Here is a 12,653-nt window from a genome sequence, read left to right on the forward strand (position 1 = left end):
CGATCGTGATCGAGGGCCGATCGATATTCGTGCCGCCGTCGTCCTCCAGACAAGTATCAGCTCCGAAGAGCAATCCTGTTCGCTAGCACTTGGAAACGCATGACGAGAAGCGTGGCGTGGACGGCGGCCCCGATTGATAAGCCGAGCCAGATACCGACGGCGTCGAGGCCCATCTTCAAGCCAAGCACATAACTAAGTGAAAATCCGATCAGCCAATATGCGATGCCGGCCAACAGAAGCGGCACTCGCGTGTCCTTCAGTCCGCGCAAGCTGCCCCAAGCGATGGTGTATATTGCTTCAGTGACGAACAAGCTTGCGCCAACTAAAAGAAGGTGTGCAGAAAGTTCAATCGTCGCGTCGGCGTCGTCGACCGACACGCCCAAAAAGAATTTGGCGACCTCAAAGCGACCGCCAATTATTGCAAGCGTAAGGATCGTCACGATGACTATACCAAACAGCATCGCGGCCAGGCTCGCCCGCTTGATACCGGGAAGGTCGTGACGGCCGACCGCATGTGCAACGCGCACGGTCGTCGCCATGCTAATGCCGAAAGGGATCATGAACAAGATTGCCGCGACCTGGGATGCGACCTGGTGGGCGGCAAGAGCGTTAGTGCTGATCACGCCCATCAGGACCGCCGCGGCAAAGGAGATTCCGCACTCCATTAGAAGAACCATCGAAATTGGTGTTCCGATCGTAACCAACTGCCGCATCAACGGCCAATCAAAGCGCCAGAAATGCGCAAGAACGTGGTAGTCCCGGAATGGGGAACGCATTGTGGCGAACCACAGACTGGCCAGAAACATCGCAGAGTTCACCAGCGTCGTCGCAAGCCCCGCCCCGAACAGCTCGAGCCGCGGCAGGCCGAACTCCCCATACATCAGGAGGCACACTAATAGGGCGTTCACGGGTATGACCCCAAGCGTGATCCACAAGACCGGCTTGGGCCGGTTGACCGCAGCCATGAAATCACGGATGGCCAGAAAACACAGCACCGGTGCCACGCCCCAAGCAAGTCCAACCAAGTATTGCTGCGCGAGCCGCGCCGCGTCCGGGGCCTGCCCAAGAGCCAGCAGTATTTGCTCGCTGCACAGCTGAATCGCCATGATAGGAGCGGATAGCAAGAGCGCCATCCACAGCCCCATGCGTAGCGAGCGCCGCACCACAGTTAGATTGTTCGCCCCAAACGCCTGCGCAGCAAAAGTTGCGCTTGCCGCCAGCAGGCCCATTCCGAAGGTGATGCTAACAGAATAGACCTTTCCGGCCAGCGCTGCTGCGGCGACCGCCTCAACGCCCATGCGGCCTATGAAGGCAAGATCGGTCGTCATCATTGCGACCTGGCCAAGCTGCGTCAACACCATTGGCAACGCGAGCTTCGCAATTTCGATGAACTCGACGGCGAACTCATGAGGAGCTGCCCGACTCGCCACTCCATGTCGCGAAGCCGACACTGTCTTGTCCATGAAAATCATGCCGTTCAGTTTGGTACAGCGAGGGAACTACTTTTTTGCTTTGCCGAGAGGATTCTCTTCTCTTTGGCATTTCAACGGACACGCGCGCCGAGCCTTGTGCAGCTACGTTTCCCAAACGGCGAAGCGTCCCATCGACCTTGATCTGCTGTTGAGCCTGATTGTGGCGGCCTGCTCGTCCACTGATGCGAACAGCCGCATCGGCTTCGCTAGGGCTTCGGCTACCGCATCAACCTTTCGGGCGCGTTAAGGAGAAACGAGGCGATATACGGTCGGCCCGCACGCCAGATCGGTCGATCACCCGCACGCCGCAATGAGCCGCGTCGGGAACCGCCCCCGGGCACCGGAGCAGAATTCGGCGGGAGACGGATATTTGTGGTGAGGATACGGCACGCATACGTAAACTGAGAGATAGTCTCACGAGTCACTGCTGGAACGCCTTGAACGAGGATGCCTGATGAAATCTGCTTTTCAAGGGTCATGCCAACTACGAGGGCTTGCCTTTAAGGGGCAATTTCTCAGGGCGCGCGTCGCCGATCCGACAGCATGTTGCAAAACCAACGATCCGTCGTCAGTCGCGCCTGGAGCGGGCATTTAGGGGCGTCACATTGAGAAGCGCAACTAGACCGTCGCCGGCGCCGGCGTGTCGCCGACTACCGCCAAGACCTGGCTCGCCGTCGTTCTCGCCCGCAATTGCGATCCTCACGTTTAGCGCTTGTGCGAAACGATGACTTGGGAATGGAAGCGCCTGCGCCAAGCTGACAAGCCCGGCGATCAACACGCTGCCTGACCTTCCACGCAACGCCAAAGAGCTCACGCCGCGCGCATGCGCCAATGAGGCGGTCTTCACCGTATGACGTACAGTTCGCCAACGCGGCGGCGCTTCCGCTCTCTCAACATCGTCAATGACAAAGGAATGCCCGGGTGCCATCCGGATAGCTCGATCTCGAGATGGCGCGTTGCCTCCAAACGTATCGAATGACGTAGCACGCTATCGCGTCCGCCATTGGACCGAGTTCACCTGCAATGCCATGGCCACTTCACTGCGCCGCGGGAAGCCGGTGGAGACCGGCTTGATGCAAAGCGTCGATGGCCGGATCCGCCACCAGCTGCTCAACGAGGCCCTGCTCTTCGATCTCGACGTCGCCCGCGCCGCCAACTGGGTTATCGCCTACAATCTTCAACGGCCTCACTTGTCGCCAAAGTATCTAACGCCCGCAGCCTATGCCACCTAACTCACCGCAACGGACGATCGACCACGCAACCCCGACCAGCTCCACCAAGCGGTTATTACTCTACCCCCGCACGTGGCCTACAAATGATTTGAAGCCCCGCAACACTGGCGACACACTCCAGTTCTGGATGGTCCACAGTTCGGTCTCGCTGCAAAAAACTCGAGACTCTAACTGCCGCTGAATGAAGGCGGTATCGTCGGAATCCGCACGAAAAGCAAAATGTCAGCGGTCAGCCATGAGGGTAGTCCTGTTTAGCTCCAGGGAGGAAGCGTCGCGCTGCTCCGATCGGCTCGACCTCGCTCTCGAGGAACACTGGCGCTTCGCAGGCGCCTCTCTAAACGACAGGACCCATAAGAGGTGAACTGGCGATGATTAGTGCTCCGCCTCAGGCAAAGGCATATAACTTCATGAGGACACCGCGAACGGGGTTATGGCGGTCGATGGTGAGGCGGGACCATCAGCGCTCAAGTCATCAAAAAACAGCAGTTCGCCACGAGGCATGGGCGTTATCCTTGCCGGTAACGAGTTTCCGGTAGATTTCAATCAATCGTTGCGTGATTGCCCCGGGTTGACCGCTCCCAACTACCATACGGTCTATAGATGTCACCGGCGTGATTTCGGCTGCCGTGCCACAATAGAATACTTCTTCCGCCAGGATCAGTTCGGTCCGATCGACATCTCGCTCGACAGTTTCTAGCCCAAGGTATTCACGTGCCAGCTCGATTACGGTTTGGCGCGTGATCGACTCTAATATATCGTTGGATCCGCTTGGCGTGATCAACTGACCATGACGAGCGATGAACACGCACATTGCGGCGGCCTCGGCCAGCTTTCCCCTGGAATTGAGAAGGAAAGGTACATCGTAGCCATCGCGTTGGCTCTGCATGGTAGCCAAGCGGGAATTATGGTAGTTTGCATTGCATTTGATGCGCGCAGGCATAACGTTATCAGGAATGCGTATCCAAGAACTAATCTGAGCCGAAACGCCTTCGATGCTTTGCTTACCACGCCGTCGGGGCAGCGCCGTGATTGCGGTCCCTACAGGTCCTGTTGCTTCCAGCTCGCCAGATCCGTCAATAAACGCCATCATTCGGATATGAACGTCCGTACGAAGCGCATTTGCCCGGCACAGATGAACGAGCGCTTCGGCCAATTCCCCTCTGGGCGGCCCCTGATCGAATCGCATTGCTTTTTGCGAGAAGGCATACCGGTCGAGGTGCTCTGCAACGCGAAAGAGGTACAGTTGCTGTGCCTCTTCGTTCCAATAGCCGCCTATTCCCTCGAAGACACCTGTACCATACTTTGCCACGGGTGCGAATACATGCACCTTGGCGTCATTCCAAGGGATAATTTGGCCGTTGAGATATACATATCTTGTCGCCGACATTTAAGTTCACTCTATATGCAGGATAGCCGCCAAGCTAGAGACCTCGCTCAAGGATGAACAGGTCTACTAATCGGTTTGAGCTCTCTTGATTTGAGGAGGCGATGAACAAAAATAGAGAGCGTGCTGCGAGCTACAATGAGGGGCTGCTCGTCATTGGAGCACCCCAAACACGCAGCAGTGATGGCGGCGTGTATCGAAGGACTGGTAAGACTGTGGTTGGCGTCGCATGCCGATCTATCCCGCACCCTTGAGCAGTCCGACAAATTCATGAGCCGACAGATGGCATGCTTCTATGATCTGCATCAATTTCTAACTTGGGTAGTTGACAGCACCCAAAAGCTTTGAAGGGACCGCTGTCGTATGGGTCTATCATTCTTTGCGGACCGACGGATTGCCAGCGATCTGCATCGATGCGCGCCACGCTGAAGCGGCGCTCGATATCACGGAGAACTAGCGAACGACGCCGCTAGTCTAGCGCAGCTCGCAGAAGTTTTTGCGTTGGCCTCTCTACGAGCGCGACTGCGGTTATTCTGACGTGCAGCTCAACCCAGAAGACCCTGCGGACGTGGGACGATAGCTCCGAGTGAGGATAGGCCTTAAAAGATCCCCCGTGGCTGTGGCACAAACACTGGCGAACCAAGCGATGGAATCGAGCGTACTCCCGCATCAGCGCTTCGCCTCCGGGAAGCAGCGGATTCATGACCGCCTCCAAGCATGACATCATCGCCGGCCGACTCACGAACCCGCGCCGCGAGCAGGGTCCGCATGACGACTCCGACTTTGAGAGCGAGCGGACGCAGAAGTTTTCGCATGACTTGCTCTGGGGCAGCGATAGAGCGAATTATATCCTTACGAGCAGCCGCTAACCTCCGCGCCCTTCGGCTACCGATGCTCTTGACATGAACAGGCTTGAACCATCCTGTTCTCTGCGCGGTTCACCGGGCGTGTCCCGATCGGTCCTCACCGGCATGGGTCAAAGTGCCGCCTTACCCTGGCAGGCTTCTCACTGACGGCCTACAGCCCAAGTTCAATAGATTTGTGGTCAGCCATTCTTTGGCCGGTCCTGCCTCCAAGCCCATCCACTCAACTCGACTAGCCCATGGTCCGAGGTACCGCACAATCGAGGGCGCGTCCGTCAACGTCGCTCTCTCCCAGACAATCTTTCCGGTCTCGTCCAGCTCACATATCGCAACGGAATTCAGCGAAACATTAAAGGCGACGTAGATCCTCCTTAAATGGAATTGGTCATGATCGTCCGAAAACGTCGGGCACAAGACCAAACCTCAATTAAAAGGCTCTCTGATTCCCGTCAGTCGAGGACGTGCCCCCGACCTGGCCGGCACCGGATTTGGCCCGGTGTCGCCACAACGTCGCTGTTATGATATCCAGTCTTCGCTTACGCGAGTTGAAATAGCTGGCGGGGGATTGTCGTGATTGGATCGAACCCATCGTCAGTGACGCGGATCGTATCTTCGATCATCATCCCGCCCCATCCTAGTTCATAGAAGGGCGTTTCAACGCAAAGACACATACCGTCAGCCAGAACGGCCTCGGACGCCTCGTTGATGAGCGGATATTCATATCCACTGAGGCCAATGCCATGCCCGCAGTGATGTCGCCGATATGAGGGGATGCCCGCGCTGCGGGTAGTATTGACGGCTGCCAGGTGAACGCCGCGCACCTTTGCTCCGCACCGCACTGCGGCAAGTTCCGCTTCAAGCCCCTCAGCAATGGCCTTGTAGCGCGCTGTGATAAGCCTCGAAGCGTCCCCCACAACAAAAGTACGCGCCATGTCAGATTTGTACCCATCGACTACGCAGCCGGCATCAAGGCGGATCATGTCTCCAGCTTGGATCTTACGTCCTGTCGGGTATGCGTCCGCAAGTGCGGAGCGCGGGCCCGTCGTCACACTGATGAACTCGGGGACGCCGCCGCCGCGAACCATTTCGCTCGCAACCAGGCCGGCGAGTTCCCATTCGCTCATGCCGACTTTGAACTCCCGCCGGATCGCGTCGATGCCGGCTTCAACGAGCTGAGTGGCTCTTCTAAGACGAACCAGTTCTCCCGGAAGCTTTGTCAACCGGCTACGAACAACCGCATCGCTGATGTCGACGATCGGCCTTGTTGCGCCGAGGAGCGTTTTTAGGTCAGTGCCACCACGACCGTCGACACCGAGATTGAGATCTTTTGGCGCAACAGCATTTACCGCGGCCATAACAGCTTCCGCGAAGGTTCCGAAGCCTGGCGCGTCGTATTCTACGGGAGGGCCATCGGCAGACCGCTCGAAGTAAAACAGGCCATAGCGGAAAATGAGTGTAGGATCGCCCAGACACTCTAATGCCGGACCGGCGTCAGCCGCGCTGACGACTAGAGCAGTTCTGTCGCGGGTCGCCACGGCAGCCGAAAGATACGACGAGTACGTATCGTTCATGCTGTAATAGCCGCTGAGATAATTTTTGGTGGGCAGATCACAAGAGATAACGGCACCGATGTCCTCACCAAGCAGAGCAAACAGCTTGCTCCGACGCGCGCTCGCCAAATTCCTCAGACTTTCGATGGAATCCATATTGATCTTCTTTCCAAGAACTTTCAGGGTCTATCCGGGTGCCCGCACGTCAGTCACGATTTCCCCGCCTCTCAAGCATCTTGGCACTCCGGGCGGTCGTCACGACAATTCCCGTTGATGCCAGATTTCCCGAGCAGCAGCCCAGCGCTGGCTAAATCGATCAATTGCAAGACTTGGAATCTGCTCAAAACCTCTGCGTGGCCTCACCCCACATTGTCCAAGGGAGATTTGGAGACGTCGGTTAGCCGCGAAAGGTTCGCGGGCAGCCTGTCAGCCGCGTTGACGGTTTGGAGCAAGTGCCAGAGAGTGGCGAGGTTGCTTGTTACAACGGGGCGACCGAGCCGCTCCTCAAGCGGAGCGACGCCACGCAGCCAACCAAAGTCTGTGCAACTAATGAAAACACCATCGGCATCATTCGGTACTTGCGCAGCGACCCAATCGTTAATGGGCTCCCAGCAGTTATCCTCAAGAGTCGTCCTTAGATCAAATCCAAAAGCGTGCATCGCAATATCGAAACCGTTCCCCTGAAGAAATTTCACGAGACGGCTGGAGAGCCATTCATCGTAGGGAGTAAAGACTGCAATCTTCCGGACGCCAAGCGCGCGAAGCGACGACAGCACTGCTCCGGATGTTGTGACGGCAGGCAGGCCGGACGCCTCTTCCATCACCTTCACAACGCTTTCATCGTAGCCTGCTCCTTCGACAAAACTGCCACCCGTACAACCGAGGGCGATGCCCTTCATCCGGCGGGGATGACTAAGCAGCCGCGCAGCCTCACGCGAGCTTTCCTTCATCGCCGTAAGCTGCTCGATAGTGTCTTCAGAGTTGAGCACTCGGCTGAAATGGAAGCTGACGCCGTCCAAGCCTAGACCCGTGTAGTCACGCTCCAATACCGTGTTACTCGACGGCACGATGATCCCGAGGCCAAATGACTGCTGGGGCATCAAAATCTCCTTTGTACTTCACTGGCGGAAGTTCAACTAACCTGCCGTAGCTCGGGAGCTTGCAGCGATGACTTCCGTGCGCGCCAGCGGATCCCAAACGGTGAGCTGACTAAGCGCTCATGTCGCCGCTCAGCCTCGACAACACTGGCGCCGGCGCCACACGTTTTTCAGGATCCGAAGTTGACAGTGCCATCTGCGCCGCCCCAGATAAGACAGTAACTATCGTCACTCTCGCGCATTTGCTGGCAAAGATCGTCTCACGTTTGAGCATCACTAGCGAGGCGGCAATCACCGTAGCCTAAAATCAACATGTCATCGCTCCGCTAATTGCATGCTCAGAATATTATGAGGGCTGAATGGACCGCAGTCGACAGCACCTGTACCCAGAAAGCCCGAGCTCAGACATAGCTGTCTTGCTGCTACATTGCGGACGTCGACTGCGACCATGAGACGGTCGATTGATGGGCGGCTTTCCAAAATCCATTGAGCGGCCAGTCTAGTCGCTAGCTTCCCGTATCCGTTGCCTTGATACGACCGACCTATGCGAAGGTTGTGCAACGTAATGGCACTTGGAGGAGCCCACGCTGGCAGCGCAGCTTTTTCACACAGAACAAAAAAGCCAACGACTTCCTTTCTCACCACCACCAAGAACGCGCGCTCTAGAGAACTTGAACTATTCTGTAATTTCTCAAACACCACAGCCGGCGGGTCCACGAACTCTTCTTGTTCAGGGTCAAGTTCCAAATGGGCAACCGCCGTGGCGTCAAAGCGAGTTAACGCTTTTAGCGCCGCCCCACGCCCTTCGTCAGAAGAAACGGTAGCCGAGCATTCTCTCTTCGAGTTGGAGGCGCTTGACTGATCTATGAAGCCAGTGAGTACCTCGGCTAGCGTCCGCCTGCACCAGCGAAATGATGACCATCCCGTCAACTCCATGGCAGGCGCTTCAATCATTGTCGGTTCCTCGCGTATTTCCGTGGGCCATCCAGGGACTGATGAGAGCCAATTCTCATCATAGACCGATTCGACGTACCGATGCCCTTCGTCGGGAAAGACCGCCACTACATTCTTGCCTGGATTCGTGCGTGACCACCAATTGGCGACTTTATACGCTGCACCGCTCGTCGGCCCCATGAATAGCCCATGGGCCTGGTGCAATCGGTGAGTACCCTGAAACATTTCGGCGGGGGTTAGCCAGTGAACCTCGTCGAACTGTCTGTGGTCGACATTGAAAGGTATGATTCCGCCTCCCAATCCACTCACCATCACTTTTCCGGCAGGTTGCCCGAACAATATTGAATTGGGAGTATCAACACTAATTGCGTGCAGCTCAGGGAAAATAGCTCTTAGAAATTTGGTCGTGCCGCACATGGATCCGCCTGATCCAACTGGACCAATCAGACAGTCAATTTTTCCCACTCTTTCGACTAACATTTCCGCAAACTTCCCGTAGGCCAGCGGATTATCGTTGTTGGAGTATTGCGCGGGCCAAAAGCTGTCCGGTATTTCCTTCAGATATTCGGCTAGCCTGTCCAACCGTCTTTGCTGAATCCCACGGCCGCCTGGCCCTGCCTCGTCGACGATCTCTATATGTGCGCCAAGCTCTTCGAGGCGCTTACGAAGATGACGATCAAGCGACCAATCGCTCACCAACACAAGTTTATAGCCGTACTGTACAGCCAGCATGGCCAATGCGAGACCGAAAGTGCCGGAAGACGACTCGCAGATAGTCCCTCCTGGTTTTAGGAATCCGTGCTCAACAGCCCGTTCCAGCATGAAGCGTGCGGGGAGCAGCTTCATAAGAAAGAAGCTGGCGCCAAACAAACCGTCATTCAGCTTAACCATTCGAGGGAGTTCAAAATCCTCCAGATTCCGCATCGCGATTCGGTTAAACATTCGCTCTTCCTAGTTCGCTTTCATGTGAGACGATCGATGGCTTGAAACCATCGCTTCTCAGATCATATGTTGCTCGCTCCATGTTTTCGGCGGTCTTTCTGTCCGTTGGATCAAACATTAAACCAACAACTGTCCCGCTGTGGGCGACCTGAATACCGACTGCACCGTAGCGAACGCCGATTGCTTGGATATCGTGCAGGCGTGGCTTCCTAAGGAACTTCTCGTTGATCCGAGCACTCGCCGTAGAAACTAGGCCAAGCAAGCCAAGATCGGAAGCGCTGATCGCTCGACGAAGTAGACCCCGGAGCGGTCGAAACGTTTCGATCTCGGCAGGACTATACTGAGCAGGCTCCAATGCGAGCGTATCAACTGTCTGATCGGGCGCTGTATCCACGCTGATGTAGTCTATCGGTGGAAGCGAGTTACTGAAGGACTCGATGACGACCCCTTCGCGATGTGCGAAGAGTACAGCCTGCTGCGAAAACAATGTAGAATCGCACGCTGTCTCGGCATTCACAGCAACCTGCATTATGCTGCCAGAGGATGGCTGGACATCTAAATAATCAAGAACAGCCAAGATGCTGGCCAAGACATCGGCAGTGGATGAGCCCATGCCGCGACCCACGGGAATATTGCTTTCAATCGCCAGATGTCCGCCGGTCCTGATCCGAGCAAATCTTTTGAGTGCTAGCTCGGCGGCGCGTTCTGCCTTGTGACAATGGCGTGGAGTGATACAAATCTTCTCTCCACTGGTCGCCCTGAACGTTGCCTTTGACTTGAGCCGACGGCAGGGAAGCGAGATCAATCCCCGATGTAGGTATCCATTCTTGTCCTCGAAAACACCCTGCAGAAGCTCGCCATGATGTCCGGTGGCCTCACCATTTCCCTCTGTTTCGTACATGGCCAAGCCCTCTTAGTTGAGCGAAGCTCGAGTCGCTGGTGATTAACGATCTTTGTTCGATTCTCAACAGCGTGGAGTGACAATTCGTCTGGCTAAGGAGGGATTCTCAAAAATCATGCCAATGGCGTAAATGGAGCCTCACTACGGACATTCCAAGTAATGTTCAGTCACTTAGAAGGCGCCAGCATGAAAGTGAATGGCAATATTGCTGGATACGACAAAGCGGGCGCGTGTTCGTTGCTGAACATGCGCTGAAGCGTATCCTGGTTCTCGATCGACATCTCGACAAGTAGGCATTCTGATATCGGGTACGCCGGCACTGAGAGATATTGTGGATCTGCGGCGCAGCTCGACTGGAAGCCCTCGCTGCCCTTTGGCATTTCCTTAGACGCCCGTCGTGGCGCAAACAGCAAGCGCATCTGCCCACGCCAATTTGCTTACGGACACGGCGCCACGAAAGGCGCCATGCGGAAGTCGCATCGCCTCGGAACGGAGCTTGTTGAGAGTCGAGTGGGATTAAAAGACAGGAGCTAGGGGCGAACACTTTCTCCGAGATGTGTGATCGCTGCGTCCACGCCACCTTGGCCATGGGGGATTTGCAGCGCTTTGAGGCCGATCTCGACCACGCCTAGAGTTCCCAAAATCGTGGGCGCGTTGACATGGCCCATATGGGCGATGCGAAAAGCCCTTCCCTGGAGGTTGCTGATGCCGATACCGAGGACCACTCCGCACTTATTGTTGCAGTAATGATGAAGATTCGTCGGGTCGTAACCATTGCCAATAAGCACGGTTGTGACCACGTTTGATTGCTCGGACGCCTCGCTGATGTTAAAGTTGAGCACGTGCTCTTTACTCCATACCGCGACCGCTCTTCGTACGGCTCCGGCGAGCAGTCGATGGCGACGGAAGACGTTCTCCAATCCCTCATCTAACAGCATGTCGATGGCTTGGCGGAGTGCGAAGAGCAGATGCACCGGAGGAGTACCGGCGTAGCGGTGGTAGTGCTCGATGCCGTCACGCTCGGTCCAGTCCCAATAGGGCGTGCGCATGTTGGCCACTTGATGAACGGCTCTCGCGCGCTCGCCAACGGCAACGAAGCCGAGCCCCGGTGGTGTCATCAGCCCCTTCTGCGAGCCGGACATCGCGACATCGATGCCCCATTTGTCCATCTCGAACGGCATGCAGCCGAGGGACGCCACAGCGTCAACGATGTAAAGCGCGGGGTGGCCAGCTGCACGAATCGCATTTCCAATCTTCTCGATGTCGTTGACAACACCAGAGGCGGTGTCGACTTGTGTGACGAGAATCGCTTTGATGGTGTGATTCTTGTCGGCGCGCAACAGAGCCTCGACCTCACTGGCGCGCACTGCGCGGGTCCAATCTCCTTTGAGCACCTCCACCTCGGCGCCCATAGCACGCGCAGCATTACCCCACCCGATTGCAAAACTGCCACTCTCTAGGACCAGCACCTTGTCGCCGCGCGAGAGCACGTTGGAGAGCACGGCTTCCCAGGCGCCATGTCCGTTGGCTATATAGATGTAGGATTTTCCCTTTGTCGCAAACAAACTCGACAAGTCGCGCAACAGCCCTTCGGTCAAATCGACCATTGGCTTGGAATAGATATCGAGCGCCGGCCGGTGCATGGCGCGTAACACTTCGTCGGGTATGGTCGTCGGCCCCGGAAGGGCAAGAAACTCGCGACCGGCGCGAACAGTCATAAGAATGCCTCTTGGTTCGACAACTACTTGTAATCGGAACATGGGTTTGAAACTTGCGAACCACGGCGAAAAACCGCAGGAATTCAGCAATGAAGAACGAAGTTGCGCAGGATTTCAAATGTAAACGCCTCGAGACCTTCGTAAGGTCTCGCGCTATTGAGGAAATCGACTCCGGTAGGCATACCGCGCGACGAAGCACGCTATTGGACCCAGACTCTGTCGAACCCGCTCATCCTTGCGCTGTTGCGCGGCGAGAAAATTGCACGGGTCTGCCGCGTCGGAAAGGTGTTAAGAAAGTCGGTTTTGACATCTCCAAAGATCGAAGAGCTTCCGGCGCCATGAGGAGAACCTGTACGTGGTTTTTAACGATGCCCATCTCCTCGAGGCTGTTCAGACGCATCGGGACGATTTTCCTTAACTCCGGTCAATCTCGCGACGCCCCATCGCGTCCAATTGTGCCGAACTCGTTAAAATGGCGGGAATCCCAGAGATCACAAGAAAATAGCGAAAGTAAAAGGTTGGTCATGCCCGTGCCGCAGG

General features: G+C 56.1%; 8 protein-coding genes and 1 pseudogene. 2 read left to right on the forward strand and 7 right to left on the reverse strand.

What is annotated here, in order from left to right; translation table 11 throughout:
* Positions 1–56: 56 nt before the first annotated feature.
* Complete coding sequence (locus tag I6F16_RS34425; RefSeq protein ID WP_225174396.1) at positions 57–1,463, reverse strand: MATE family efflux transporter; 1,407 nt, start codon at positions 1,461–1,463, stop codon at positions 57–59.
* Positions 1,464–2,500: 1,037 nt separating this feature from the next.
* Here I6F16_RS34425 and I6F16_RS34430 point away from each other — a divergent pair.
* Positions 2,501–2,704 carry a transposase gene (locus I6F16_RS34430; RefSeq protein WP_225174397.1) on the forward strand — a complete coding sequence of 68 codons (204 nt, stop codon included), beginning with the start codon at positions 2,501–2,503 and terminating at the stop codon, positions 2,702–2,704.
* Positions 2,705–3,176: 472 nt separating this feature from the next.
* Here the strand turns inward: I6F16_RS34430 and ilvE are convergent, their stop codons facing one another.
* Complete coding sequence (gene ilvE / locus I6F16_RS34435; RefSeq protein WP_225174398.1) at positions 3,177–4,091, reverse strand: branched-chain-amino-acid transaminase; 915 nt, start codon at positions 4,089–4,091, stop codon at positions 3,177–3,179.
* 358 nt (positions 4,092–4,449) lie between these two features.
* Between ilvE and I6F16_RS34440 the strand changes: the two are divergent.
* Positions 4,450–4,583: pseudogene (locus I6F16_RS34440) on the forward strand (IS110 family transposase); the annotation flags it as partial.
* A 904-nt stretch (positions 4,584–5,487) separates the two neighbouring features.
* Here the strand turns inward: I6F16_RS34440 and I6F16_RS34445 are convergent.
* From I6F16_RS34445 to I6F16_RS34465, 5 genes are all read right to left on the reverse strand, one after another.
* Positions 5,488–6,657, reverse strand: coding sequence for a Xaa-Pro peptidase family protein (locus I6F16_RS34445; protein WP_225174399.1), 1,170 nt, complete (start codon positions 6,655–6,657; stop codon positions 5,488–5,490).
* A gap of 203 nt (positions 6,658–6,860) precedes the next feature.
* A complete protein-coding gene (locus I6F16_RS34450) occupies positions 6,861–7,601 on the reverse strand; it encodes a hypothetical protein (RefSeq protein ID WP_225174400.1) in 741 nt (246 codons plus the stop codon).
* Between the two features lie 312 nt (positions 7,602–7,913).
* The gene (locus tag I6F16_RS34455; protein WP_225174401.1) at positions 7,914–9,494 is read right to left on the reverse strand and encodes a pyridoxal-phosphate dependent enzyme; all 1,581 of its coding nucleotides are present in this window, start codon (positions 9,492–9,494) and stop codon (positions 7,914–7,916) included.
* On the reverse strand, positions 9,487–10,395 hold the full coding sequence (locus I6F16_RS34460; RefSeq protein WP_225174402.1) for a GHMP kinase: 909 nt from the start codon (positions 10,393–10,395) through the stop codon (positions 9,487–9,489). Before I6F16_RS34460 ends, I6F16_RS34455 begins: the two co-directional genes overlap by 8 nt.
* 530 nt (positions 10,396–10,925) lie before the next feature.
* Positions 10,926–12,113 (reverse strand): aminotransferase class V-fold PLP-dependent enzyme, encoded by a 1,188-nt coding sequence (locus I6F16_RS34465; RefSeq protein ID WP_225174403.1) that lies wholly within the window; start codon positions 12,111–12,113, stop codon positions 10,926–10,928.
* Between the last annotated feature and the right edge of the window lie 540 nt (positions 12,114–12,653).

The organism is Bradyrhizobium sp. IC4060 (genome assembly GCF_020193715.1).
In the GTDB taxonomy this organism is placed as follows: Bacteria; Pseudomonadota; Alphaproteobacteria; order Rhizobiales; family Xanthobacteraceae; genus Bradyrhizobium; species Bradyrhizobium yuanmingense.

Coding starts and splice junctions, on each gene's coding strand:
- I6F16_RS34425 (WP_225174396.1), bottom strand. CDS start 1,463: ATGGACAAGACAGTGTCGGCTTCGCGACATGGAGTGGCGAGTCGGGCA.
- I6F16_RS34430 (WP_225174397.1), top strand. CDS start 2,501: ATGGCCACTTCACTGCGCCGCGGGAAGCCGGTGGAGACCGGCTTGATG.
- ilvE (WP_225174398.1), bottom strand. CDS start 4,091: ATGTCGGCGACAAGATATGTATATCTCAACGGCCAAATTATCCCTTGG.
- I6F16_RS34445 (WP_225174399.1), bottom strand. CDS start 6,657: ATGGATTCCATCGAAAGTCTGAGGAATTTGGCGAGCGCGCGTCGGAGC.
- I6F16_RS34450 (WP_225174400.1), bottom strand. CDS start 7,601: ATGCCCCAGCAGTCATTTGGCCTCGGGATCATCGTGCCGTCGAGTAAC.
- I6F16_RS34455 (WP_225174401.1), bottom strand. CDS start 9,494: ATGTTTAACCGAATCGCGATGCGGAATCTGGAGGATTTTGAACTCCCT.
- I6F16_RS34460 (WP_225174402.1), bottom strand. CDS start 10,395: ATGTACGAAACAGAGGGAAATGGTGAGGCCACCGGACATCATGGCGAG.
- I6F16_RS34465 (WP_225174403.1), bottom strand. CDS start 12,113: ATGACTGTTCGCGCCGGTCGCGAGTTTCTTGCCCTTCCGGGGCCGACG.